This window comes from Epilithonimonas sp. (assembly GCF_032054305.1).
In the GTDB taxonomy this organism is placed as follows: Bacteria; Bacteroidota; Bacteroidia; order Flavobacteriales; family Weeksellaceae; genus Epilithonimonas.
Map to the genome: position 1 here is coordinate 324,026 of NZ_DAMBSX010000003.1, position 24,976 is coordinate 349,001.

General features: G+C 36.9%; 23 protein-coding genes and 1 pseudogene. 4 read left to right on the forward strand and 20 right to left on the reverse strand.

What is annotated here, in order from left to right; genetic code table 11:
• Positions 1-2 precede the first annotated feature (2 nt).
• The 20 genes from traK to RTX21_RS08370 all read right to left on the reverse strand — a co-directional run bounded on the left by traK (position 3) and on the right by RTX21_RS08370 (position 22,786).
• Positions 3-617: a conjugative transposon protein TraK gene (traK, locus tag RTX21_RS08275; RefSeq protein ID WP_028123317.1), complete on the reverse strand. Its 615-nt coding sequence runs from the start codon at positions 615-617 to the stop codon at positions 3-5.
• A 23-nt stretch (positions 618-640) separates the two neighbouring features.
• Positions 641-1,888, reverse strand: a complete 1,248-nt coding sequence (locus RTX21_RS08280; protein ID WP_168638718.1) for a hypothetical protein — start codon at positions 1,886-1,888, stop codon at positions 641-643.
• Positions 1,889-1,890: 2 nt separating this feature from the next.
• Positions 1,891-2,721 (reverse strand): hypothetical protein, encoded by an 831-nt coding sequence (locus tag RTX21_RS08285; protein ID WP_312766793.1) that lies wholly within the window; start codon positions 2,719-2,721, stop codon positions 1,891-1,893.
• A 5-nt stretch (positions 2,722-2,726) separates the two neighbouring features.
• Positions 2,727-3,392, reverse strand: coding sequence for a hypothetical protein (locus tag RTX21_RS08290; RefSeq protein ID WP_063969905.1), 666 nt, complete (start codon positions 3,390-3,392; stop codon positions 2,727-2,729).
• 2 nt (positions 3,393-3,394) lie between these two features.
• Complete coding sequence (locus RTX21_RS08295; protein ID WP_063969904.1) at positions 3,395-4,081, reverse strand: hypothetical protein; 687 nt, start codon at positions 4,079-4,081, stop codon at positions 3,395-3,397.
• A gap of 11 nt (positions 4,082-4,092) precedes the next feature.
• A complete protein-coding gene (locus tag RTX21_RS08300) occupies positions 4,093-4,818 on the reverse strand; it encodes a hypothetical protein (RefSeq protein ID WP_228454768.1) in 726 nt (241 codons plus the stop codon).
• Positions 4,805-7,879, reverse strand: coding sequence for a TraG family conjugative transposon ATPase (locus RTX21_RS08305; protein ID WP_168638722.1), 3,075 nt, complete (start codon positions 7,877-7,879; stop codon positions 4,805-4,807). The genes RTX21_RS08300 and RTX21_RS08305 overlap by 14 nt, the downstream gene beginning before the upstream one ends.
• Positions 7,851-8,165 (reverse strand): DUF4133 domain-containing protein, encoded by a 315-nt coding sequence (locus RTX21_RS08310; RefSeq protein WP_034975939.1) that lies wholly within the window; start codon positions 8,163-8,165, stop codon positions 7,851-7,853. Before RTX21_RS08310 ends, RTX21_RS08305 begins: the two co-directional genes overlap by 29 nt.
• A gap of 1 nt (position 8,166) precedes the next feature.
• On the reverse strand, positions 8,167-8,487 hold the full coding sequence (locus RTX21_RS08315; RefSeq protein WP_371462110.1) for a DUF4134 domain-containing protein: 321 nt from the start codon (positions 8,485-8,487) through the stop codon (positions 8,167-8,169).
• A 135-nt stretch (positions 8,488-8,622) separates the two neighbouring features.
• On the reverse strand, positions 8,623-9,216 hold the full coding sequence (locus RTX21_RS08320; RefSeq protein WP_123902439.1) for a hypothetical protein: 594 nt from the start codon (positions 9,214-9,216) through the stop codon (positions 8,623-8,625).
• A 34-nt stretch (positions 9,217-9,250) separates the two neighbouring features.
• A complete protein-coding gene (locus RTX21_RS08325) occupies positions 9,251-9,946 on the reverse strand; it encodes a ParA family protein (protein WP_051879936.1) in 696 nt (231 codons plus the stop codon).
• Between the two features lie 48 nt (positions 9,947-9,994).
• Positions 9,995-11,482, reverse strand: a complete 1,488-nt coding sequence (locus RTX21_RS08330; protein WP_168638723.1) for a relaxase/mobilization nuclease domain-containing protein — start codon at positions 11,480-11,482, stop codon at positions 9,995-9,997.
• The gene (locus RTX21_RS08335; protein WP_168638724.1) at positions 11,479-11,841 is read right to left on the reverse strand and encodes a hypothetical protein; all 363 of its coding nucleotides are present in this window, start codon (positions 11,839-11,841) and stop codon (positions 11,479-11,481) included. Before RTX21_RS08335 ends, RTX21_RS08330 begins: the two co-directional genes overlap by 4 nt.
• A 37-nt stretch (positions 11,842-11,878) precedes the next feature.
• Positions 11,879-12,202: a bacteriophage spanin2 family protein gene (locus tag RTX21_RS08340; protein ID WP_028122616.1), complete on the reverse strand. Its 324-nt coding sequence runs from the start codon at positions 12,200-12,202 to the stop codon at positions 11,879-11,881.
• A 10-nt stretch (positions 12,203-12,212) separates the two neighbouring features.
• Positions 12,213-13,304, reverse strand: coding sequence for a hypothetical protein (locus tag RTX21_RS08345; protein ID WP_312766801.1), 1,092 nt, complete (start codon positions 13,302-13,304; stop codon positions 12,213-12,215).
• An 83-nt stretch (positions 13,305-13,387) separates the two neighbouring features.
• Positions 13,388-14,182, reverse strand: a complete 795-nt coding sequence (locus RTX21_RS08350) for a hypothetical protein (protein WP_185157123.1) — start codon at positions 14,180-14,182, stop codon at positions 13,388-13,390.
• A gap of 453 nt (positions 14,183-14,635) precedes the next feature.
• Positions 14,636-16,681, reverse strand: a complete 2,046-nt coding sequence (locus tag RTX21_RS08355; protein WP_066439508.1) for a heavy metal translocating P-type ATPase — start codon at positions 16,679-16,681, stop codon at positions 14,636-14,638.
• Between the two features lie 18 nt (positions 16,682-16,699).
• Positions 16,700-17,956: an efflux RND transporter periplasmic adaptor subunit gene (locus tag RTX21_RS08360; protein WP_027379089.1), complete on the reverse strand. Its 1,257-nt coding sequence runs from the start codon at positions 17,954-17,956 to the stop codon at positions 16,700-16,702.
• A 1-nt stretch (position 17,957) separates the two neighbouring features.
• Positions 17,958-22,322, reverse strand: a complete 4,365-nt coding sequence (locus RTX21_RS08365; RefSeq protein WP_312766805.1) for a CusA/CzcA family heavy metal efflux RND transporter — start codon at positions 22,320-22,322, stop codon at positions 17,958-17,960.
• A 137-nt stretch (positions 22,323-22,459) separates the two neighbouring features.
• Positions 22,460-22,786 carry a DUF6660 family protein gene (locus RTX21_RS08370; RefSeq protein WP_312766807.1) on the reverse strand — a complete coding sequence of 109 codons (327 nt, stop codon included), beginning with the start codon at positions 22,784-22,786 and terminating at the stop codon, positions 22,460-22,462.
• A gap of 132 nt (positions 22,787-22,918) precedes the next feature.
• Here RTX21_RS08370 and RTX21_RS08375 point away from each other — a divergent pair, with 132 nt between their 5' ends.
• The 4 genes and pseudogenes from RTX21_RS08375 (at position 22,919) to gcvH (ending at position 24,974) form a co-directional block, all read left to right on the forward strand.
• Positions 22,919-23,245, forward strand: coding sequence for a helix-turn-helix transcriptional regulator (locus tag RTX21_RS08375; protein WP_168638729.1), 327 nt, complete (start codon positions 22,919-22,921; stop codon positions 23,243-23,245).
• Positions 23,246-23,300: 55 nt separating this feature from the next.
• Positions 23,301-23,774 (forward strand): DUF6428 family protein, encoded by a 474-nt coding sequence (locus tag RTX21_RS08380; RefSeq protein ID WP_116035074.1) that lies wholly within the window; start codon positions 23,301-23,303, stop codon positions 23,772-23,774.
• Positions 23,775-23,802: 28 nt separating this feature from the next.
• Positions 23,803-24,576: a metallophosphoesterase gene (locus tag RTX21_RS08385; RefSeq protein WP_116035075.1), complete on the forward strand. Its 774-nt coding sequence runs from the start codon at positions 23,803-23,805 to the stop codon at positions 24,574-24,576.
• Positions 24,577-24,596: 20 nt separating this feature from the next.
• Positions 24,597-24,974 (forward strand): annotated as a pseudogene (gcvH, locus tag RTX21_RS08390) (glycine cleavage system protein GcvH).
• Positions 24,975-24,976 lie beyond the last annotated feature (2 nt).

The window sequence follows — 24,976 nt, forward strand, 5'->3', positions numbered from 1 at the left end:
TTTTAGTAAGAGTTTTTGTTTTGATTGGATAGTTCTTCGTTATTGATGATCCGCCAGTTTTTAAGGATCACGCCGTGAGGATTATTGGGACTTCTGATGATGTCTTCAAAAAATCCTTCGGTAATCAGCTTCCTAGTAATGACGGAAGATTTTCTTGTGATCATTTGTTTCCCGAAAAAAGAGAATTTCTCCTGTTCCATATTGAGTGCAATTGAATCGGTATGGATACTTACCATCGAACTGGAGGCGATGATCTGATTGTAAAAACCTTTTTCTTTTAAGTTGGTATATTCTTTTTTTCCGCTGTCATCTATGAGATACAATGACTTTTGAATATTATCTTTGATATAGGTATCATCTGGTGCGAGCGTAAAAAACAATCGGTGGAAAAGTTCTATTTGCGCTTTGTATTCTACAGGTCGATTCAGTAGTACGTCCGTTTGCTTGGCAAGAACCGGAACGCCATTGTCTAAAATGTAAATTGATTTTCTGGAATCCTCAATCATTCTGTATGCAAAGAAAAATCCGGCAATGACAATGAAAACGGCAAAAACAATGGTTGAGATTGAAATGACCTTGTTGATTTTAATTCTTTGTTCTATATTTTTGATAAGCATTTTGTTTTGGTATTTTTTTGAGGTTATTTTCCATTTTTCAGCGCTCTTTGAACTCTTCCCGATGCTGAACCTGCTGCTGCATTTTTTGCTGTGGCTGCTGCTACAGATGCACCACCTGTTTTAGCTGCCAATATTGCTGTCTTTGCACTGCTTGCCATTTTTCCTGCTGCACTTTTCATTTTAGTCATCGCTCCCGCCCCTCCGGCTGAAACAATACTGTCTGCAATTGTAGGGGTCATTAAAACTCCGATGCCTGTTACAACATAGGCAACACAGGTAAAGAGCTGGTTATAAATCATTCCCGAATTACTCACATAGACCATTAAAGCGTCTAAGTTGGTAATGGTTCCATTGGATAATAAGGTATCATACCTTTCGATCTCCATTGTATAACCGGAAGCGATCAATTGCTGACCGATGTTGATGATCGTGTAGGCAACAAATGTGTAAAGATTAATGTTGATGAATTTTGAGACCCAACTGTATAATGAATTTTCAAATCCGGGAATAAGAGCCATTCCAACAGCTATCGGTCCTAAAATGATTAAAATGTAAGACCATATTTTTTGAATGAAGAAAATGAGATATACACAAATCCTAAGAATGGAAAGGCAACAAAACTCAATGAGTTCTGCGACTAATTTTTGCATTTGGAATTCCATTCGTATTGACCATTCTTTGATAGGCTGAATCAATTTATCCAATCCCTCACTGATATCAAACCACGAATCATCAGCATCTTCAGTGGTATTCTCAATGACTTCCTGCTTCGCATCTTCTTCCGCTTTCAGTTTTATAACAGCATCCAATAATTGTTGCTGTTTTTTAAATCTTTCAACCCGTAGATCATTGACTTCCGATTCGATTTCGCTGAAAATTGAGATTCCGGGTTCGGCAATGGCCTCAAATGGCGCTTGAATCATACTGACAAATCCACTCCAATAAACAAGCGTAAATCCGATCAGAATTGGTTTCAGCATTGGAGTGATTTCCCATTCTCTATCTCCTGCTGCCATTTGCCAACCCATATATCCGAGGTACATAAGAGCGCCTAATCCGCCTATCGCTTTTCCTACCAAAGCAGATCCTGCTGCGCTATCTTGTACACTATTATCTAATTTGGTAAAAACCTCCATAAACCATTTTTCAAAGGCGCCATCTCCTTTTAAAAATTGGAGTAGATTACTGTAATCGCCGTCTGTTTGGGCGAAACCCATGACAGGCAGTAGAATTGCGAATACGCAAAAAGTTACGGTTATCGTTTTATTCATTTTTAATATCGGTGTTTATATTGGCTCATCACATTGTGAACGATCTGCTGGTCTGAAGCAGGTATCCATCCCGGTGGTAAGGCATAATTTGAATGGTTTTTCAAAATATTTTTATAATCTGTAAGAAGTGTTGTCTTATTATTGTGCTTCCTTAATTCCGTTACAAATTTTCTCCATTTGATAAGGGTTTCGTGGTACATAATGAATCGTTTTCCCCTTGGCATATCCATACTTCTCGACATTGAATATTTTTCTTTGATGAGATCCAATTCTTCCTGAAATCTTCTTATGGTGCCTGTAGTGCTAAGTGTTTCAAACGTTTGCTGGTCTTTCAATCGCCACTCGATAAAATTTTGCGGTGTATCGGGGAATTCAGTAATAGGTTTTAGCATTCGTTTGTAATACAGCAGCCAAAGTGGATCGGCATCAACAGTAGCGGATGTCCAATGGGCAAAATCCTGAACGCTTCTTTTATGAATGGTATCTGAAGCAGCTTTTATTTTTTGTGCTTCTTCCTCCTGAAATTTTAACTGAGCGAATCTTTGATTTTGCACTCCTGTCGGTTTTAATGGTCGAATGTCTTCCCCATCTTTATAATCCCTGTTGATTTTTGGAGCCCAAATTCCCCAAACTGTTGCATAGGCAAAATTGGTTTGGATTCCTAAAAAATACTTTGGGTAAGGCCTCCAATCTCCCCAATCTTGAAAGACCATTCTTTTATGCTGGGCAACAATGGAAGGGTCATTCAATCTCTTTACACTTAATTGTCCAAACACAGTGGTTGCAAGCAAGAGGAACTGAAATAAGCTTATTTTCCTCAGTAGATTTTCCATAATTTTTAATTAAAGATGTAGTGGTATTTTGTGATAATGTCTCCGACAATGGCTCTGTCAATATTGATGTAATTACGGAGAACCGGAACCTGATACAGATAAGGGATTTTCTTGGCATTCTCCAATCGTAGATTGATGTACAGAATATTTCCGTTGATGTTTCTGACACGGGTAAATATCTTTTCAATAAGCATTTCCCTATCCATTGCATCCATCAAAAAATCTTTGTCTTCATTGAGAATGTCCTGGGTAACTTCTTGTTGAAGCTTCATCGTCTGCTTCCCGATTTCAACATAATATTTTGAAATGAGTACAGAATATTCAGGATGCTGTGTGGATAGATCCAGCATCTTATTGGAGTTCGTCACTATTTTACCCAAATACTGATAGAGATAAATGAGTTTTTTACTCTGGGTCAGGGCTGAATTCACATTCTTCAACTGCTGATAGATATACTCCTGGATGGCTATGATCTGCGTAATTTTATTGTTGACATCATCATACAGTTCTTTTTGCTTTTTATATGAATCCAGAAAAGTTTGCTCACTTCCTAATCGGACGCCGTGGTTTACGGTAATTTGTGACAGAAGTTTGTCGTTGATAACTATTTGCTGGCTATTAACAGTGATTCCTGAAAATACCACAATTCCAATGGTCATTAATTTCTTCATTTCTAAAAGGATTTGATGTGACTCATTATGTTCTCAACCACTTGCTTATCTCTGTTGACATAATATTGAAAGGCTCTTTTGTTGCGTTTTATCTTGGCTTTAATATCCCTTATCTTCAAAAGCATATGCGTGGAATTCCTGCTCAATGTTTTTACTTCGCCCAAAGCATATTCTAATAACACTTTACGTTCTGATTTTTCCATTTGGTTAATGGCTCCGTAAGACAAAATGATCCCGGTTACAAGCCGTGTTACCATTTGCAGATCATCAACAAACTGAACCTGAGAAGGCAAAACAGCTATAATGGAATAAGGAGCATCGTTTATCTCATTGATAGTGGCGGTCTGATTGTTTGTTATCTTCGTTATTTCCCTGCTCATTGTAATTCCGGTTGGTATAGCTTGAATGGCAAATGAAACAATTCGCAATCTGTCCTGAACTTTGGTAATCTTATCTTTGAACTGGTTCCATTGGGCTCTGTTGGCAGTTTCTACGGTAGCATTTGCTGTTTGTTTTTGTCGCATTTCTTTTTGCCTGTCGTGTTCTTTCATCGTGGCATTGATCTCTATATCCATCATCGGAAAGGAAACATTTTCCTGTTGCCAAGCTGGTGTAGAGCCACCACCGGAGGATGTCAACACAAAATAAACAGCGGGAATAAATAGGCTGAAAAGAATTCTTTTTTTCATAATAGAAAAAATTAAAAATTCCGTTTGTACCTGTTCATTATGTTTTCAACAATCCCTTTATCGGTATTGATGTACCCTGCAAATGGATTAATAGAATTCCAGAATCCTAATCGGTTTGCTTTTTCTAATCGCAGTTTGATTGCTAAAAGCCAAAGCTTCAGATTTTTCACATTACCGGAAATATTATGCAAAATTTTATATCTATCTCCTGCAGTAGCCAGATTCAGCTCTCCGGAGGCTAGAATATCAGAAACATCGTTCACTATCTTGAGACTTTGCTCATACGTTTTTTGTGAAGCTTTCACCCCAAAAATGGCATACTCAGGATGTTCTGATGCTAGTTGTACCACTTGTGATGAATAAGCATAACATTTATTGAGCTCAGAGTAGATTTCCTGTGCTTGGATTCCATTTTGTAAAGTGCCGGAAACCTCTTTTAAACCCTTCAGAATTTTATTCTGAATGTCATTAGCCGCTACCATCTGTGTTCCCACCCAGGTCTGTGCGTCCTTTAATTTTGAAGTTTCCTCAATGACTTCGTTCTGCTTGGCTTTTAGATTTTCAGAATAAAGAATCATTGCCGCTGTTACCGTAGGGTCGATGTAGGTGTTTTGGGCGAATCCCATTGTCCCCCAGAGGGAGAAAATTAGTAGAAAAACCTTCAATATAATATGGTTCGCCAGAGATGAAACGTGACGAAATCCTCTTGGGAAATTTATAGGTTTAAACGTTTTCATAAGCGTAATTTTGTTTACTGATTAATTCTGAAAAACTGATATTACGGTCTTCCAGTTGCTGTGAAATGATTTTAAAAACATTCTTTCCTTTGTTCTCTTTTTTCATCATTCTATAAAAGGAATTGATTTTTTGATCTAAAGGATTTTGGTATAAATTCACGAGTGACACTAAGTTTTCCAGACTGTCTCCGAAGGTTTTTAAATCACCAACTATTCTGCGCAATGCTTCATCATAGTCTCCGTATTGGTGCACATAATATTCAACTGCCGATTTTTCCGGTTTTTCTGTAGTGTAGGTGAGATATTGTTCAAGCGAAACTTCATTTCCATAGACCTCTCCTTTTGAACCTCTTTTTAAGTAAAATTCTTTGAATCGGCTTCTCCCGAATTTGTTGTTGAGATTGTTGATGGTAAAAATCTTGTTTTGCTCTACTTTATTGAGCGATAGCAATGAAGCGATTTTATCAAAGTTGTCTTTGAACTTCGTCTGGTCAAGCAAAATAAATGTATCCGAATTATTGATGATGGAATCTTTAACCACTGCATTTCCAATAATGTCATCCAGTTCCTGCGTTACCACCACCGCTTCTCCCCAAAATTTCCTCACCGTTTTATATAAATAAAGAATGTATCCACCCATCAATTTACTAGCAATGGCCTTCCATGCTTCTTCGATTATTAAGGCTTTTCTGCGGTCTTTTCTGAGTCTCATTTTCTGAATGAAAGTGTCCATAATAATGAGCGTTACTATCGGAAAGAGCTTGGGATTATCTTTTACATTATCAATTTCAAAAACGATGAAAGATTCATCGAACAGCGTATTATCTGCACTTTCATTGAGCGTTGTTCCGTACCTTCCGCCTTTGTAAAAATCTTTCAGTACAAATAAAAAGGTGCGCAGATTAAACTCTTTCTCTATAATATTATGTTTTTTATTATTCAGGTAAATAGGAAGAAATTGATCGCAATAATCATAAAACCCATTGAACGAAAGTTCTGTTACAACCAGCTTTTCTTCCAGTTCTTTTATTTTCCTGATGATGGCTTTTCTAAAGGATTCATTCCATTCTTCTGCTGATCGGGGTTGCCTGATGATGTCATTCGACTTGATTAAAATCAACTGCGTTTCATTGTATATTTTCCTTCTTTCTTCATCGTTCAGCGTGTCATACGCTTCATACACTTTATAGAAATTTTCGCTTTCATATTCCGGGTTATTGATGTTCTTATCAGGATGATAGAATTTCAATAATTTTCTTCCCGCTTCCTTTATTTCATCGGAACTGGCATCGAAAGTAATTCCCAAAATGTCATAGTAAGTATGCTGTCCTTTTGCTTCATTCTCATATTCCGTGAATAGATCATCTTCGTGAATGTTGTATTTTCCGAGATATAGAATCAGTTCTTCAGAAGTTTTATTTTCATACCATCGAGTTCCAGCATTGAAATACCCGTGGTAAAACGACATCAACACATTGTCTAAAATGGATTTTTGTGCGGAAGACATTGAAGAATCCGGACCTTGCCAAATCAAGAAGATCAGGTTGGTTAAAAATTCTATTTTTTCGATATTAAATTCTTTTTGATCCATAAGAAAAGGATTCATCGTGATTGGTTTTTCTTCAGTGTATTGGATGTATCTGCCTCCCTTATATTTGCACGTTCCCGAATACGAATCTCCTGTATCAACAATGACCACGTCATAATTGTAGGTCAAATACTGCTCAATAATATTGTTCATCAGGAATGATTTCCCCGAACCTGACGGTCCTAATACAAACTTGTTCCTGTTGTTTATTCTTCCTGTTTTCATCGGTAGATCCGATGGGTCAACTTTTAGCGGAACACCTTGTCTGTCGGTGAATCTCAGGTAGAAATTGGACTCTTCATTGACGGGGTAACTTTCCTTAAAAAAAAAACACAAGGCCGCTTCGCTTGTCGTCATAAATAAATCATACTCCCTAAGTTCTGTTCCATTGCCCGGAATAGCTGACCGAAAGAGTTCCAATTGGTTATAAGCGTTTTTAGAAACAATGATTCCTTTCGTAAAAAGCTTGTTTTCAATCATTGACTGAATATTTTCCATTTTCTCCAGTGTCTGTGCTGAAAAAAGGATTGAAAAATGAGCATTGACAACGAGCTGTCCGTCAATGGCTATGTTATGAAGCAGGGTCTGGATTTCATCTGCTATAATGGCGTTGGACGGAGAATTGTTGGCTGCTCCTTCGTGCTTTTTCTTTTTTTTGTCGAGTTCCCTCTGCTGTTGTGCCTGAAGCGGAATCGTAATGATCTGATTGTAGACAATGGTCTCATAATCTTCTAGTTCATTGATAAAACTAAAATTATCAACTGCTGTTTCTGCTGCTGCACCGTTACCGCCGAGAACAGAGTAAGGCTCAATTTCTGAAGGAAGATCAATATTTTCTACATCCACGTAGGAAATATTTTTTACAAACCTGTTTCCGATCTGCAAAAATTCGTTGGTGCTTTTGATATTATCAAATATGGGAGAATCGGAAAATTGCATCGACAAAACACCTGATATATAATATTCAAAATCTTTCTCAAACAAAAACTGCGGTTCAGAGTCATTCTGCTTCAAAAGCATCAATACTTTCTGACATTTGTCCCGTAGTTCTTTATAGCTTTTTTCAGAGAAATTGTAATGCTTATTTTTCTTTTTCAGCTTGTCATCAATAATATCGGTAAAGAACAGAACCGTTTCAATGGTTTTGAAAAGTCTGCCGTCAAAATGTTCCGAATATTTTTGTTGTAGAAATTGGTTGGATTGTTCGGCTGAATATTTCTTTTTTGAAAAAATATCGAGCTTCTGAACAATTCTTCCTTCTCCAATGATTGATACCACCTGATTTAAAACCGTGTGGAAAGTGAGATAGCTGTCAGGATCTGCCGAATATTGCTCGACAATGTTTTTTATCTTGATCCCGATAATAGGGTTTCCGTATTGTCCGAAAAGTACATCAAAATCCCAATTGAAATCCTTTCCAAGATCATATCCGATAAAAGGAATGCTAAATGCCTGTTTTTTTGTTGTTGCCATTCTTTAAAAGTTTATTACTGTCTAACCTTTTGGGAAAAATTAAGATGTGATCGAAGTTTTTGGTTTTGTCATACAAACCATATTTGTCCTGTCTTCTGAAGATAAGATAAACTCCGCCTGCGGTGACTGCAAGACCAAGTAAAGAGCCTAAGAGACCGAACTTCGAGAGTACCAATGCTGAAATGACCCCGCCTCCGATGACACCAACTGCGTAAAAGATATATTTCCCTTTGAGTCCGAAGAATATAAGGGGCTTTTTCAGCCCCTTATAAAGGTAGAATCCCATATTAGGCAAAGAATGCTGTTACGAATTCCGGAACTACAATCAAGAAGATCATTGCTCCCCCATAACCAAGGATCTCTTTGTTGACGTCCTGGTCACCATTCGTCCATTTATTATACACTCGGAGACCTCCGATAAAACCGACCAATCCTCCTACTGCTTTCAAAATCAGCTTGACCGGATCCCAATAATCAGTGATATCACTTGCGGCATTTGAAATAGCGGTTGCACCACCTTGTGCAAATGCTGGAGTTATCGCCATAATTGCCAAGGCTAGGGTTAGAACTTTCTTTGTTGTCACGTTTTTTGTGAAAAAATTTTTCATCATAATTCAAAAAATTTATAAAGGGTTAATAATCAATTGAGTGTTAAATTTTGGGCATAGAAGTCCCGGACAACGGATGGAAATCCGCTGTTAAGTCTAATAATCAGTACGTTAGATTTTGTTTAAGTTGACTAACTACATAATGGATTGATAAACCTTATATCCATCGTGATTTGCAACCAATTGAACCAGGGTTTCAGAAAGATTCAGCATCGCCTTCCAATCTTTAATTCTGGAAGTTTTCTGGTCTGCACTAACCGTGATCGGGTTTTCGCTAATCACTTCATTAGGTTTCTGATTTTCCTTTTCGGTTGATATTTTTTCCTTTTGTTCAAAATACTCTTCGCTTGATTCAGCATTTTCAGGATGTGATTGGTTTTCAATTTCGGTAAAATCCTTTTTTGATGGATTATCGAATTCATCCAGATCTTGTTCAGATTCAAATTGTTTTCTTAAATACTCCAGATCTTGTCGTTCTTCATTTCCTTCAGTGATATCAGAATGGATTACATTTTTATTAAAGGACTTGGGAGTGTTGAGATTTTCTACATCTTCAATCCCTATAGTTGCAGTAAGATCTTCGTACTGTTCGGAAATTTCGGACAAAGAAAATTCCTCCGTCTCTTCTTTATAGGTTTCTCTTTCTTTTTTCAGAAACAGATCGTATAAGATATTACCTGCATAATACATCAGATAAACAGCCAGAATGGTAAGTGAGATTTTTATCATTTTTTATTGATTTAGTTGTCAGTCGATCGTTGTTTTATGTTGGTATTGAATCTTTTATTTTTTCCTTCTTTTTAATCACTTGTATTTTGATTTTTGAGGTTTCATTGATGTATTTTATAAGTTCATCGAATGTATGTTCTACTGCATATTTTTGTTTGCTTATCAGGCTTCTGGTATTAATAGTTTGTAGGCAGTTTCTTTTGAATACCGGACTTGGCAGCAGCATTCCATATTTTGCGAGCTCAATGTCCATTGCTTCCTGATTCAGATACTTGTAGCCTTTATCATATTTGGAACGGATAAATACTCTTTCAGCCTCACTTTCCAATAGTCCCAGCATATTGATAAAGACCAAAGTCGATTTTACAGAAACATCGGAATACTCAAAAGGTGTTACGATAAAATCACTGTATATGAGCAAATCACTGTATTTTGCATCGAGCGTTCCGGCCAAATCAAAGAGGTTAATCTCATCGCTTTCTTTTAAATTAATGAGAGTTTCAAAGTCTGAAAAAGGCTGATCTTCTTCCTCGCCAATAATTTCTACATCGTACAATTTTGGAATGTCCAATAGCTCATCATCTTTCCATTTGTAGTAAAATGATTTCTGATAATCAAAATCGAAAACATTGATTTTCCTTTCTGAAATAGCGGTAATGTAATTGGCAAAAGCTATGGCTAATGTCGTTTTTCCGGTTCCTCCTTTTTGGGTAGCAAATGTGATGATCATAGGTTTTAGTTGATTTTTACTGGACTGAAGACGATTTTTCCATCAACTTTATCGTCTCTTTTTTCGTCTTTTTTTGAGTTCATTTTCGGCAGGGTCTTTTGCAGTTCCCGAACTTTTCATCAACTCAAAAAGAAGTTCGTTGACGGCTTTGTTTAATTCTGTTTTTTCATTATTTTCAGTCCGGTTTTCTGTTTGCACTTCATTTACGCTTATGGGATTCAGAAATTTTTGATATTCCTTTTCTCCGATTAATGGCTGAAGTTCACCCACGTAATGGAACTTGGTATGAACAGCATACAGCTTTCCGTCTTCAGCAGTCGTTATAGAAATATCTTTTTTTTCATCATTTGTGTTTTTGTTATTTCTAATAAAGTCCTTTACTTCAAACTGGACTTTTCGATAGGTTTCCAGATCTTTTTTACCCCGGTTTTCAAAAAGCATAAAGTCCTTGATTTCTGCTTCCGGATTATTCTTCTTAAAAAATTCAAGCAGGATCTTTTTTGTTTCCTGGCTGCGAATATTATAATCCTTCAGGATTTCAAAAGTCTTCTTATCCAGCTTTTCAGAAGTAAATTCAAATACTTCATTCATTTTCAGTAGATCACTACCTTTATATACTTTTTGTGTTTTATGGTCGATTACAGTGTAGCCAAAAGGATTTTTTTCTTTATGATGAAAAACCATATCGATCCCGAAAACATCTCTCAACTTTTTTTGAAGTTCACTTTCAAAAGTGATTTTTACTTTTAAATCATTTTCTTCTAATTTTTCTTTTGGGAGCATCGATTTCAGTTGCCTATCATCTTCTACTTTAAAAACCTTGGTGGAATACAATTCTTTGTATTTGCTTAATATACCTTTGATCTGCTTTGCCCTTTTATCATTTTTGCTGTTATCAAAAACAATCTGACTTCCTGAAAGTGTTTGCTGTATTACCCCGTTTTTTAAAATTTTAAAAGAATTTTCATCATTTGTGTTTTTGCCTATCTTATATCCATTTCTATTGAGTAGAGTTTCCAACTGATTAAGCGAACTTATTTTGTAGTTCAGCAGTTTTTCCAGTTCTTCTTCCGGTTTCTGACCATACAATTTTTCCATTGTAACGCTTAATGCTTTTTGGGCTTTAAGCCTTTCATAACTGTCATTGATCTTTTTCCCTGTCTGTTTATCAACTCGGGTAGAAACTATGTGTACGTGATTATTATCTGTATCCTTATGAAACACCACAATGAAAGGCTGTTCGCCATATTTCATTTCATCCATAAAATTCGCCGCGATCTTAGTCAGCTCTTCTTTCGAATGTCCTTGAAATTTCGTAGAGATCATTGCGTGAAATTGAGGTTTCTGCACTTTTTTGTTCCCAATCGAAATAGCTCTCAAATAGTTTCTTACTTCTTCCTTGCTGCTTGATTCGTTAATGAAGGAAGGAAAATTTTTCATCAGCTTTAATTCTCCGGTTCCATTATCAATTTTCTTATCGTTATAATGAACTCCTGGAAAACTCGGACCTGCCGGATCCATGATCTTAACAATCATTTTGATAGCTTTGCATAGATTTTCATAAATATTTCGTTCTGTTCTTTTTTCAGAATTAAGATCTCTGCTAACTTATCCGAAAAATTTCTGAGCTCTTTTTCGCTGATGAACTTTTGACCATTTGCTATTTTTGCTACCTGATTGATGTTGGTTTCAATTTTCCCGAAAATGTTATCCTGTTTTTCAATGAACGCCAATATTTTTCTCCTCTCATCATTTAAAATCCTGTTCTCAACAGAGTCGATGATTAAGCTTGTCAGAGAAATTTGCCTTTTGGAACAAAGATTTTTCCAGTCTTTCTTTTTTTGACCCTTGATCCTGATCAAAATCACCTCATCTTTTGCTTCATCAGTATTCATCTTTCAAATTCAAATTTGATTTTCTAAATGTTGTTTTCTATATTGGAACAAGGATGACCGTTGCAATTGCCATAATGCCTACAACGATAGAACTCACGACCTTTACTTTTTTCACTTCCCTGATTTGTTTTTTATCGATTGAGATAGTCTCTCCTTTTTTGGAAATGCCATAAATACTTTTATTATCAATTAATGTGATTTTTATTTTGTGGATTTTTGCAGTGAAATCCTGAACTTCATATTTCTGATTTATTTCTAGAGAATTATCTTTTAATGGTTTGCCCGGATTCGAAATAATAGCTCTACAAGATGTTAGCGAAACGATAATTATTAGCGATAAAGATTTAAAAAAAATTTTCATAGTTTTATGATTATGGCGTTACCCAACTTGTTACGCCGTTAACACTTTTCAGAATATATGTTCCGGTAGACGGAGGGTTAGGAACCGTTTCTGTTGCGAAACCAAATGATCCATCAGCTTTGGCAACCACTTTTTTTGTATAGGATAAATCTCCGTCTGCATTGGGCATTTGGGAAGGTGTTACGCTGAGCTTGCCATTGATATTTAACCATCTTTCAGAAAAATCCCCCGAAATCAAAGCAAATTTGTAATCCGTATAATTGTTCGTGATACTATCCCAAAAGCTGGTTGAACTTGTTGTGACGGGGGTTGAATGTATAGCTAGTTTATTACTTACGCTTCTGTTTCCGGTGGCCGGGCTACCAGCGCCAATACCAATGAAAATATTGTTAGCTCCTGTTCTGTTTCCTGTTCCTGACAGATAGCCAATCGATATGTTATCATTTCCTGAAGTAATGTAGGACATAGCTCCTGGACCAATTCCAATATTTCTACTTCCTGAAATCACACCGTTTGAAATACCATTCAATGCCGAAACTCCCGCGCCATAATTGAGCTTGCCAGTAATTTCGCCTTGAGACATTGCGTAAGCACTGGCTGAATTTCCTTTTCCTGACGTTATATTAGAATCGGTGGCAAAAATAGAATTGTAGTCACCGGTGATTGGATTTCTGGAAATGCCCAGTATGTAATTTTCTTTCTCATCAAAATTAAGATGCAGACTGTTCTTGACAATAAGTTCAACCGTAGAAGTGTTGCCCTTGAGTGCAACTGTATTTAGTGGGTCTTCTTGTATAAATGACTTCCATAGATCACCGTCAAAATAATACAATCCGGACTTTGTGATATGAATGACCTGACCGGATAAATTAGTAGCTGGAGATGTTACAAACACGACAGCTCCTTTTTTCGTAGATGAATATGTTTTTGCTGCGAGTTGGTTTCCTGTAATCCGTGGAGGAATAATCCCGTCATAATGATTGGTGTCATTTGGTTTCCCTACAACTTCTAAAGTCGCCTCCGGCGTCTGGGTGTTAATTCCAATCTGTCCCTGTATTGTTATTGCTATGAAAGGCAGAAAAAAATAAATTAATGTTTTCATTCTATTTTTTATTAAAATTCATTTGGTCTTAAGAATCGTATTAATTGTGTATAATTTGTATTAATTGCTATAATTTTAGCATCCTATTGTAGATAGGGTCTGATCCAATTTGAGTAGCCCTGAACTTCTCCATAAGTATAATATGATGTTGATATTGCGCCTAAAGAAGCTTGAGGAATTTTTATGGTAAAATTTTCAAGCAAGGCAGGAATAAGCATTGTTGAATTCTCAGGATGTAAAAAAACAATCTGGTTAGGAATATACCCTATGTCACTAAAGATATCCGGAATATTTATAAGTGCGTCTGAAGTAATTGGTTCTGAATCAGTCGACCTGAATATTTGAAATTTTACATTGACGATACCATTAACTTTTCTGAATGATACGGATCCTTTTAAGCCTCCATAATTTTTTGTCCCAATGGTATAGTATTTAGAAGCGGTTAAATGATTATTTGTATTTCCATTATAATTAACCGGAGCGGACCAGGTAGAAGTTGCACTAAGAGTCGCAGTGCTGGTATGATCAAATGTCAATAGAATTCTATATTCAGTGGGTTGCTTTTCTTTTGAAAATGTTTGCCACAAATTGCCATCAAAATAATATAATCCGGGTTCAGTTATTTGAATGACCTGTCCTGATAAATTGGTAGCCGGAGATGTAACAAAGACGACAGTTCCTTTTTTTGTAGATGAATATGTCTTTGCAGCGAGTTGGTTTCCTGTAATTCGTGGAGGAATAATTCCGTCATAATGATTGACATCATTTGGTTTTCCTACCACTTCTAAAGTCGCCTCTGGATTTTGGGTATTGATGCCGACCTGACCTTGGATTGATACTACTATTAATGCCAGTAGAAGATGACTCAATTTTTTCATTAGTATTTTGATTAAAAATTCTGTGACAAAATTGGGCGTTAAAACCTTCTAAAACAATAGTATTCAAAGGGTTTTGGCTAAATAAGAATAATCTGGATTAGTTTGGAAACTTAAGAAGATTAAAAAAGAATAAAAAAGATTAATCTGGAATATTCGCTCAAGATAAGAACAATGTAAAAAATGTTGATTAAAAATTCTTCCTTTATAAGAGTAATTTAATAATTCTTTATTAAACAATAAACTACTTAAATTTTGGAAGTATGGAACTAATAGAAATAATATAGTTAAGCAAATTAAATAAAGGATTGCACTATCAATGATTTATACTTAAAGCGAAAGGACGTTAGTTTTAACCTAACGTCCTTTTTGCCTGTAAAAAAATATTTCTGCAACTTACAATTTACTCGCAGTTACATCTAATCTCTCTGGATATAATTTCGAAGAAAATATTTACTAAAATTTCATCCTCTGGATTCTGACAGCATTTAATATAGCTAATAAAGCAACGCCTACGTCTGCAAAAACTGCTTCCCACATTGTGGCTAATCCACCAGCTCCCAAAACCAATACAATAGCTTTCACAGCAAAAGCAAGAAAAATATTTTGCCAAACAATCTTCCGGGTTTGCTTTCCAATATTGATTGCCATCGGTATTTTGCTTGGCTTATCGTCTTGAATGACTACATCTGCGGTCTCAATGGTTGCATCACTTCCTAATCCGCCCATTGCAATACCTACGTCGCTCAGGGCAACAACCGGAGCGTCATTGACGCCGTCTCCAACAAAGGCAACTGTTTCGTTGTGTGATTTGATCTCTTTAACTTTGTTGACTTTATCTTCCGGTAGCAAGTCGCCAAAGGCGTTAGTTATTCCCAGTTGATCTGCAACAAATTGTACAACAGTGCTCTTGTCTCCGCTTAACATCGTTGTTTTTACACCCAAGGCTTTAAGTTTATCAATGCTCAGCTGTGCATCGGCTTTTATACTGTCTGCAATAGTAATGTAGCCTGCAAATTTTCCGTCATATGCGATTGCAATTATTGTATAAACGATCTGCTTAGGGTCAAGATCATATTTGATATTGAATTTATCCATCAATTTAAAATTTCCCACAAGCAAATCTTTTCCGTTGATACTGGCTTTCAATCCGTGCCCAGCAATTTCTTCTGTATTTTCTAATTGTATAGAATGGTCGATTTCGCCGACATATTGATGGATTGCCGTAGCGACCGGATGGGTACTTTTGCTTTCTAAAGCATTTACCATCTTCAGAATTTCATCTTTATTAAATTCAGATTTTAACGTAACTTCCTGAACTTTAAAGACGCCCTCGGTCATTGTTCCGGTCTTGTCCATTACCACATTTTTAATATTGGCGATAATGTCTAAAAAATTACTTCCTTTAAACAGTATACCGTTCTTTGAAGCTGCGCCAATTCCGCCGAAATAACCTAGAGGAATGCTAATAACCAAAGCGCAAGGACAAGAGATAACTAAGAACACTAATGCTCTGTAAAGCCAGTCACGGAAAACATAATTTTCCAAGAACAGATATGGTAGTAGGCATATCAGTACTGCGAGTCCAACGACAATGGGTGTATAAATCCTTGCGAATTTTCGGATAAAAAGTTCGGTAGGTGCCTTCTGAGTCGTCGCATTTTGTACCAATTCCAGAATTTTGCTCAACTTACTGTTTTCGTAAGCAGTTGTCACTTTTACCTGAGCAATAGTCTGTAGATTGATCATTCCGGCAAGCACGCTCTCACCTTTGTTTTTGGTATCAGGCTTACTCTCACCCGTTAATGCAGCAGTATTGAACGATGCGGATTCACTTACCAACTCTCCGTCCAGAGCCAGCTTCTCTCCTGATTTTAGCTGTACAATATCCCCAATTTTCGCCTGTTTAGCAGGGATGGTCTTTGATTGGTTACCTTCCAGAATGGTCACTTCATCAGGACGCTGATCCAACAATGCTTTGATATTATTCTTTGCTCTCGAAACAGCAAGTGTCTGGAAAACCTCTCCTACACTGTAGAATAACATAACAGCAACCCCTTCCGGATATTCTCCGATTGCAAATGCGCCTATAGTAGCAATGCCCATTAGAAAAAATTCCGAAAAAACGTCACCTTTGGCAATGCTTTCATACGCTTCTTTTAGAACGGGTAGACCCACAGGCAAATAAGCCACCGCATACCATACGATCCGTACCCAGCCTTTAAACCACTCCTGCGGAAAAAAGTTATCCAGTACGATCCCTATCAAAAGTATAACCAGAGAAACAATTGCTGGTAAAAACATTTGAAATGTATTTTTCTCACCATCGTTATGGTCGTGTCCATCATCGTCACTGTGCGTTTCAGATTTATTATTCTCTGTAGAGCAGCAGCTATCGTTATTAAGCAATTTTTTGGCACCTGCGTCTTTGTAAATTTTGCCTTCCTGCGCTGTACAACAAAGCTGGTTTCCTTCCTCGTCGTAAATATGTTTGTGTTCCATTACAGTTATTTTAAAAATTTAATCTTCGTGTTCACCTGAATTACTCAGTTTAGCATTGACAAAAAATGCGCCTTTTACTACTATTTCAGCATTTGCCGGAATTTCATTGACAGCTGTAATCGCCGTGTAACCCATATCAGAAGAACCTTTCACAACTTCTATCTTTTCGAAATTAGTCATTTTTTCTTCTTTGTTAGATATTTTCTTTTCATTTAAATGTTCATCTTCTCCCTCTTCTTGATGCTCTTCAGCCTTTTTATCTGTTTTGATAAAAATGAAATATTTGCTGTCCGCTTCTACAATAGCTTCATTGGGAACCGCAGGCGTGGTACTTTTATCGAGACTTACGATTCCTGTGATATTCATTCCGTCGATCAATCCTGATTTGTTTCCCGTTACAGAACAGTGTACTGAGATTGTTTTGCTGTCGTTTTCAAAGGATGAACCAATGCTGTAGATTTTGGCATCGTACTCGGTTTCAGGATTATTTGTTAATTTAAAATGAACGATTTGTCCCACTTTCATTTTTGGCAGATCCTTTTCAAAAACCTGCAAATCAAGATGCAGGGAACCATTATCTATAATTTCCGCAACGGGCGATGAGATGTCAACGTAACTTCCAATTTGTGCAGAAATAGTACTTATCGTTCCACTGATTGGTGACGTGATCACTAAACCGGATCGCAAATTTCCATTATTGACATTTGCGGGATTGATGCCCATAATTTGAAGCTGTCTCTGCAAAGATGATCTTTGTGTTCTCAGGGTTTTCAGCTCAGCATCTGAACTCTGAAGGTTCTTCTTTGCGCCGGCATCATTATCAAATAATTCCTTTTGTCTCCTGTATTCCTGTTCTGCAAATGCAATCCTGCTTTTCACGGTCAGGTATTGCTCTTGCAACTGAATGTATTCCGGATTTGAAATGGAGGCAATTACCTGTCCTCTTCTTACAAAATCCCCGATCTGTACATTCAAAGTTTTAATAATCCCACCATACATTGATGTGACGGTCGCTTTATTATTGTTCGGAACTCTAAGTGCTCCATTGGCTTTGATGGTAGAAGTCAATTCCTTCATCTCAATCTTTCCTAGATTGATGCCAACCGCTTTAATCTGTTCTTCAGACAGGCTTGCTATGGTCTGTGGAACCTCATCACCGTGTTCTTCTGCCTGCTCAGTTTTGATTTCGCTTTCCGATTCTGTGTTGGCCTCCTTCTTTCCACAGCTCATAAGAATAACAAAAACGAAAGCAGTATAGATGATATTTTTTTTCATATTATTTATTGATTAAAGAGTTAATGATGACTACAGACTGATTGACCTGTTGAATGGATTCCAGATACTTTAGCTGAATATTGGTTGCAGTCTGCAGAGCGAAAAGATATTCGACGTAGGAGATTTCTCCGGTTTTGTAACCGAGCTGACCTGCTTTTACAATTTTTTCTGCATTTGGAATAGCCTTACCTACATAATATTCATATTGCTGCACATCCTGCTTATATTGCTCTAAGGCATTCTCAAGTTGAACTGTCAATTGCCTTTGCTGGAGTTTTGCGTTCGATTCTGCCATTTGCCTCTGATAATCCAAAGACTGGATTCTCGCTTTCGTCGCTCCAAAAGTCAAAGGAATTGAAATTCCAAGATTGGCAATGTGAAATCGCTTTCCTGCATCAAAATATTTTTCCTGCCCATTGAGTGTATGAAAACCTATGATCGACTGGTTCGTGTAACCCAAACTGAACTCAGGTAAGCCCTGCGATAGCTCTACGTTTTTATTTTTATCGGCAATTTCCATTTCCTGATAAAATGCTTTGACGGTTGGATGGCTGGAAATCGCTGTACTGTCAAGAACATATTCCGCTTTCATCGGTTCATAATTTTCTTTAAACAAAACCTTTATATCATCGTCTGTATTTAATAGTGCTTTCAGATTTTTGTATGCATTATCAAGATAAATTTTATTCTGATTTAGCAATAGACCGATCTCCCCTTTCTGAGTTTCTGCTGTACTGATTTCAATTTTTTTGATGTCACCTGCATTGAATCTGACAGTGGCTATCCTGATAAAATCCTGATAAAGGCTGTCGAGCTTCATCAGTTTGGTCTGGTTGTAGTGCAGATATTCAATCTGGTAAAAATAAGTTCTGACCTGCCTTGCAACTTCGTTGGCGGTGATGTCTTTACTGATCTGTTTAGCTTTAATCTCTTCTGCAATCAGGTCTTTTCTGGCTTTAAACAAAGTCGGAAATGGGATGCTCTGCGAAATGGAAAACGACTGATCGAACTTCGGACTGTTGTATTGACCTAACTGTGCATTGAAATTCATTTTTGGAAGTTCATTAGCGGTCGGTTTCAAGGCCTCGGAAACTTTAATATCCAATTCTTTCGTTTTTATTGAATAACTATTGCTCAATGCCATTTCTGTAGCCTGTTCCACAGAAAGTGTTTTTGTTGTTTGAGCATTCAATGTTTGTCCGACAAGTAGAAATCCTAACACGATAATTGTTGTCAAAGATTTCATCTTCATATTTTTAATTCTGAAGTTACTGTTGAAAATGATGTAAAGAATCGGTAGAACAAATAGCGTTAGAAACGTCGCAGTGATCAAGCCACCTATTACCACCGTTGCCAAAGGTTTCTGAACTTCTGCTCCAGCTCCTGTCGAAATTGCCATTGGAAGAAATCCTAATGAAGCCACTGTTGCGGTCATCAGAACTGGCCGAAGTCTAGTTTTAGTACCTTCTACGACACGTTTCATAAGATTTGTTTCGCCCTCTTTTTCCAGCTGATTAAATGTTCCTATGAGGACAATTCCGTTGAGAACAGCAACGCCAAACAATGCGATAAAACCTATTCCGGCACTGATACTGAATGGCATATCTCTGATCAATAAAGCGAAGATCCCGCCGATGGCACTCATTGGAATGGCCGTGAAAATCAATGCAGCCTGTTTGAAAGAGCGGAATGTAAAATACAGTAAGAAAAAAATCAGAAGTAAAGACACAGGAACAGCAATCAGCAGTCTCTTGCTTGCAGCCTGCAGATTCTCAAACTGTCCGCCGTAGGTGAAATAATATCCTGAGGGCAGCTTTATTTGTTGTTCAAGTCTGCTTTGAATATCATCGACTACACTTTCTACATCCCGACCTTTGACATTAAAACCTACAACTATTCTTCGTTTCCCTTCTTCTCGACTGATCTGTGCCGGGCCGAGTTTATAGCCGATATTAGCCACTTGAGAAAGTGGGATCTGGTTTCCTGTATTGGTGGATATCATCAGATTATTGACATCATCGATATTGGTTCGGTGAAGACTGTCGAGTCTGACTACCAGATCAAAACGTCTTTCGTTCTCAAAAACCTGACCAGCAGATTTTCCTGCAAAAGCTGTACTTAAAGTATTGTTAACATCCTCAATACTTAATCCATAGTTTGCCATTCTTGTACGGTCGTACTCTACATTGATCTGTGGCAGCCCGCTGATGCGTTCAATTTGTGGAGCAGTAACCCCATCAACAAATTGAATGACTTTGCCAACCTTATCTGCGTAAATTGCAAGGGAATCCAAATTTTCACCAAAGATTTTCACCGCCACATCCTGACGGATTCCAGTCATCAGCTCATTAAAGCGCATTTGTATAGGCTGGTTTTTCTCGAAAAATACACCGGGAATCAATTCTAGTTGTTCTGAAATTTCGTCCGCTAATTCATCATAAGATTTATCACTTTTCCATTCTTTTTGTGGCTTTAAAACAATGATCAGATCTGTAGCTTCAAAAGGCATTGGGTCGGTAGGTACTTCGGCAGCCCCTGTTTTTCCCACCACCATTTTTACCTCATCAAATTTTTTGATAATTCTAGAAGCCTGCATTGAAGTCTCAATGCTTTGCGACAGGGAGCTTCCTTGAGGCAAGATGCAATGAAAAGCAAAATCGCCTTCCTGTAACTGTGGGATAAATTCGCCACCCATTCGACTGAATAAAAATAGGCTCACTGCAAATAAAAGTACCGTAACGGAAACAATTATACCCTTGATTTTGATAGCTCTTTTTAGTAATGGCTGATAGACACCCTGTAGTTTATTCATCAGCTTATCTGAAAAAGTTTCCTTTCGTGATATTTTTTTTGATAAAAATAATGCGCTCATCATCGGGATATAAGTCAGCGATAGGATCAAAGCTCCCAAAATAGCAAACCCTACTGTTTTTGCCATCGGTGTAAACATTTTCCCTTCAACACCGACCAAAGTTAAAATAGGAATGTAAACGATCAGAATGATGATCTCGCCAAATGCCGCACTATTTCTGATTTTTGAAGCAGAAAGAAAAACTTCTTCATCCATTTCAGTTTGCGTCAGTTTTTGAGTAGATTTCCGTAATCCTAAATGGTGAAGTGTTGCTTCCACAATGATGACAGCTCCATCGACAATCAATCCGAAGTCGATTGCGCCTAAACTCATCAAATTGGCACTGACCCCAAAAACATTCATCATCCCTAATGCAAAAAGGAGCGATAACGGAATCGCTGATGCAACGATCAATCCCGCTCTTAGATTTCCTAAAAATACGACCAAAACAAAAATAACAATCAATGCACCTTCAATCAGGTTCTTTTCCACTGTGCTGATTGCTCTTCCAACAAGATTTGTCCTGTCCAAAAATGGTTCTATTACAATATCATCCGGCAAAGATTTTTGGATCGTAGGAATTTTATCCTTAATCAGATTTACAACTTCATTGCTGTTGGAGCCTTTTAGCATCATTACAATGCCACCAACAGCATCTACATTACCATTGTATGTCATAGCTCCGTAACGAACTGCACTTCCAATACGAACATCAGCTACATCCTTAATGAAAATAGGGACATTTCCTTTGTCATTCTTGACTGCTATATTTTTAATATCCTCGAGAGAAGTTACGACACCTATGCCACGGATAAAATAGGCATTAGGCTTTTTATCAATGTAAGCCCCTCCTGTATTTTGATTATTCTTTTCTAATGCCGTAAAAAGTTCTGTAATGCTAACTCCCATCGCCCTGAGACGGTTGGGATCAACAGCAACTTCATACTGTTTCAGCTCTCCGCCAAAACTATTGACTTCCGCAACACCGGGAGTTCCGTTCAATTGCCTTCTTACGATCCAGTCTTGCATTGTGCGCAGTTCTTTGGACGTGTATTTTTTTTCACTTCCTTTCTTCGGGCGAAGAATATATTGATAGATATCTCCTAAGCCCGTACTCACCGGAGCAAGTTCAGGCGAGCCAACCCCTTTTGGAATTTCTTCGGAAGCTTCCTTCAATTTTTCGCTGATTAGTTGACGTGCAAAATAAACATCAACATTTTCCTGAAAAACAACAGTAATAACCGATAGTCCGAATCTTGAAATACTGCGGGTTTCTTCGATATCGGGAATATTGGTAATGCTCTGTTCAATTGGGAACGTAACCAACTGCTCTACTTCCTGTCCTGCCAACGTGGGACAAACAGTAATGATCTGAACCTGATTGTTGGTAATATCCGGTACAGCATCAATGGGTAATCTCGTTGCACTCCACGAGCCCCATATTATCAACAACAAGGTCATTGCACCAATGACAATCTTGTTCTTGATGCTAAATTTTATGATTTTATCTAACACAGAAATTTAATTTAATTTTTTTTAGAAATTGCTATTGAATAATGAGCACAATCTGTCTGAATATCACTAGAAAACAGCAAATATAATATTGAAGACAATGCATTAACTACAGAGTCTTTCAAAAAATCGGTAAAAAATTAAATTTTGGGAGGTTGCCAAATGTGGTCGTAAACCTGATAGGCAATATTATTCTTGTGAAAAAGAATTTTTTTGGAAAAATAGAATTGAACCTGCAAAGGAATTTCTAGCAAAGGTTCTACCTTAAATGCAATAACACTTACATGGCTACAGTTGCACATGCAAAAAGGAGAACAAGTACCATCATTACTACTCGACTGGGAATTCTCGGTACTTATGGAAATCTCGCTATGATGACCTACAACACGCGACGTTTCAACATCACTGCAAGGAATGATAAGCAGTGCGATGAAATAGAATGTCAATATGAGTCTTAAAACTTTCACTTTACAAAAGTATTAAATTTTAATTTATGTTTTACTTTTAGTAATAACTATCTTACAAGCGAGTGAAGAAAAAAAATGATTTTTTGTAATCAAAATATAATCGTAATATTGCGATATAATATTTTTGGAATTATGGGAGCTACTAAGACAGAACATTTTACAGATCAACAAAATCAAATTGCAACAATCGCAAAAGCATTAGGACATCCCGCACGAATAGCAATTATTGAGTATTTAATGAAAGTCAATGAGTGCATCTGTGGTGATATTGTGAACGAATTGCCATTAGCTCAACCAACCGTTTCTCAGCATTTGAAAGAACTGAAAAATGCAAGGATTATAAAAGGAAACATTTCCGGAAACGCTATCTGCTATTGCATAGACGAAAAGACTATCGAAATTTTAAACACTTATTTTTCCGCAATAGTACAAAGTGTTACCAAATTAAAATGCTGTTAGCATTTTTTTATCAAAATATATCGCAATATTGCATTTAAACTATAAAGATTCAATTATGAAATTATCAGAAGTAAAACAAATTTTACCAACATTAGAAAATGTTGAATTCCAATTAGAGAATGGTGCTTTTGTTCCTGAACATTTTCACGTTACAGAAGTAGGAATGATTAACAAAAATTTTATTGATTGTGGCGGTGTCATCCGTTCAGAGAAGGTTGTGAATTTTCAGCTATGGAATGCGGACGATTTTGAACATCGTTTGAAGCCTAACAAGTTGCTCACCATTATCAAACTTTCTGAAGATAAATTAGGAATCGAGGATTTTGATATTGAAGTTGAATATCAAAGTGATACTATCGGGAAATATGATTTAGAATTTAACGGAGAAACATTTGTTTTAAAAAGCAAGACAACAGCTTGTTTAGCTCAGGACGCTTGCGGAATTCCGACAGAAAAAGAAAAGAAAAACTTATCTAACCTTAGCGCAAATAATGGCAATTCTTGCACACCAGGTGGCGGATGTTGTTAAAATAATATCAATAAAAAAATCAATAAAAATGAAAATTGCATTATTCAGTGACATTCACGCTAATCTCCCTGCATTAGAAGCATTCTTTGCAGATGTTGAAAAAAGAAATCCCGATAGCATTTATTGTTTGGGAGATTTAGTAGGTTACAATATTTGGCCAAACGAAGTGGTCAATGAAATCCGTAAAAGAAAAATACCAACTATTGCAGGCAACTACGATTTTGGCATTGGGAGAATGAGTAATGAATGTGGTTGTGCCTACAAAACAGACGCTGAGAAGGACAACGGAAATATTTCCATTTCTTTTACCAATTCTTTGATGAAAGATGAAGAACGTGCTTACTTGCGTACACTCCCCGCACATATAAAAGTAGAATTTCAATTGAACGAAGACAAACTAAACCTGCTTTTAGTACACGGTAGTCCAAGAAAAATTAACGAATATCTTTTTGAAGACCGTGAAGAAAAAAGTATGCTTCGTATTATGGAACAGGCCGATGCCGACATTATGTGTTTCGGACATACCCACAAGCCATATCACAGGGTTTTAAATTCGGGTATTGACGGACAAGATCATTTTCGTCACGCAGTAAATATCGGTTCCGTTGGGAAGCCGAAAGACAATGATATCAGAGGCGGTTACGTGATGTTGACAATTAATGAGAACAGTTCTGTTTTAGACAAAGAAAGCATCAGTGTGGAATTTATCCGCTTCGATTATGACTTTGAAAAGGCAGCAAAAGCAGTAGAAGACAGTCCGCTTCCGAATGAGTACGCAGAAAATCTAAGACGTGGTTATTAATCTTTAAAATCTAAAAAAAAATGGAACTTCCAAAAGATCTACATTATTCTAAAGAACACACTTGGGTGCGAATCGACAATAAAACTGCAACTGTCGGTATTACAGCATTTGCTCAAAAGGAATTGGGAGAAATCGTATATGTTGACTTACCGAATGTTAATCATAATTTCAAACAAGACGAAGTATTTGGTTCTGTAGAAGCAATTAAAACCGTCAGCGACCTATTTATGCCTCTTTCATGAAAAATTATTGAAACTAATGAGCAACTTTTAAAAGAGCCAACGCTTGTAAATTCTAATCCATTTGATAATGGCTGGATGGTGAAAATTGAAATTGAAGACCTAAGAGAAACTGAAAATTTATTAACAGCGGAAAAGTACGCTCAACTCAATAATTAGAC

Bases quoted from the DNA above. Each gene is read 5' to 3' on its own strand.
- RTX21_RS08325 (WP_051879936.1), bottom strand. From the start codon at position 9,946: ATGATCATCACATTTGCTACCCAAAAAGGAGGAACCGGAAAAACGACA.
- RTX21_RS08335 (WP_168638724.1), bottom strand. From the start codon at position 11,841: ATGAATACTGATGAAGCAAAAGATGAGGTGATTTTGATCAGGATCAAG.
- RTX21_RS08295 (WP_063969904.1), bottom strand. From the start codon at position 4,081: ATGAAAAAAAGAATTCTTTTCAGCCTATTTATTCCCGCTGTTTATTTT.
- RTX21_RS08380 (WP_116035074.1), top strand. From the start codon at position 23,301: ATGAAATTATCAGAAGTAAAACAAATTTTACCAACATTAGAAAATGTT.
- RTX21_RS08375 (WP_168638729.1), top strand. From the start codon at position 22,919: ATGGGAGCTACTAAGACAGAACATTTTACAGATCAACAAAATCAAATT.
- RTX21_RS08345 (WP_312766801.1), bottom strand. From the start codon at position 13,304: ATGAAAACATTAATTTATTTTTTTCTGCCTTTCATAGCAATAACAATA.
- RTX21_RS08385 (WP_116035075.1), top strand. From the start codon at position 23,803: ATGAAAATTGCATTATTCAGTGACATTCACGCTAATCTCCCTGCATTA.
- RTX21_RS08350 (WP_185157123.1), bottom strand. From the start codon at position 14,182: ATGAAAAAATTGAGTCATCTTCTACTGGCATTAATAGTAGTATCAATC.
- RTX21_RS08300 (WP_228454768.1), bottom strand. From the start codon at position 4,818: ATGAAAACGTTTAAACCTATAAATTTCCCAAGAGGATTTCGTCACGTT.
- RTX21_RS08285 (WP_312766793.1), bottom strand. From the start codon at position 2,721: ATGGAAAATCTACTGAGGAAAATAAGCTTATTTCAGTTCCTCTTGCTT.
- RTX21_RS08360 (WP_027379089.1), bottom strand. From the start codon at position 17,956: ATGAAAAAAAATATCATCTATACTGCTTTCGTTTTTGTTATTCTTATG.
- RTX21_RS08310 (WP_034975939.1), bottom strand. From the start codon at position 8,165: ATGGGATTCTACCTTTATAAGGGGCTGAAAAAGCCCCTTATATTCTTC.
- RTX21_RS08315 (WP_371462110.1), bottom strand. From the start codon at position 8,487: ATGAAAAATTTTTTCACAAAAAACGTGACAACAAAGAAAGTTCTAACC.
- RTX21_RS08355 (WP_066439508.1), bottom strand. From the start codon at position 16,681: ATGGAACACAAACATATTTACGACGAGGAAGGAAACCAGCTTTGTTGT.
- RTX21_RS08330 (WP_168638723.1), bottom strand. From the start codon at position 11,482: ATGATTGTTAAGATCATGGATCCGGCAGGTCCGAGTTTTCCAGGAGTT.
- RTX21_RS08340 (WP_028122616.1), bottom strand. From the start codon at position 12,202: ATGAAAATTTTTTTTAAATCTTTATCGCTAATAATTATCGTTTCGCTA.
- RTX21_RS08280 (WP_168638718.1), bottom strand. From the start codon at position 1,888: ATGAATAAAACGATAACCGTAACTTTTTGCGTATTCGCAATTCTACTG.
- traK (WP_028123317.1), bottom strand. From the start codon at position 617: ATGCTTATCAAAAATATAGAACAAAGAATTAAAATCAACAAGGTCATT.
- RTX21_RS08290 (WP_063969905.1), bottom strand. From the start codon at position 3,392: ATGAAGAAATTAATGACCATTGGAATTGTGGTATTTTCAGGAATCACT.
- RTX21_RS08305 (WP_168638722.1), bottom strand. From the start codon at position 7,879: ATGGCAACAACAAAAAAACAGGCATTTAGCATTCCTTTTATCGGATAT.
- RTX21_RS08320 (WP_123902439.1), bottom strand. From the start codon at position 9,216: ATGATAAAAATCTCACTTACCATTCTGGCTGTTTATCTGATGTATTAT.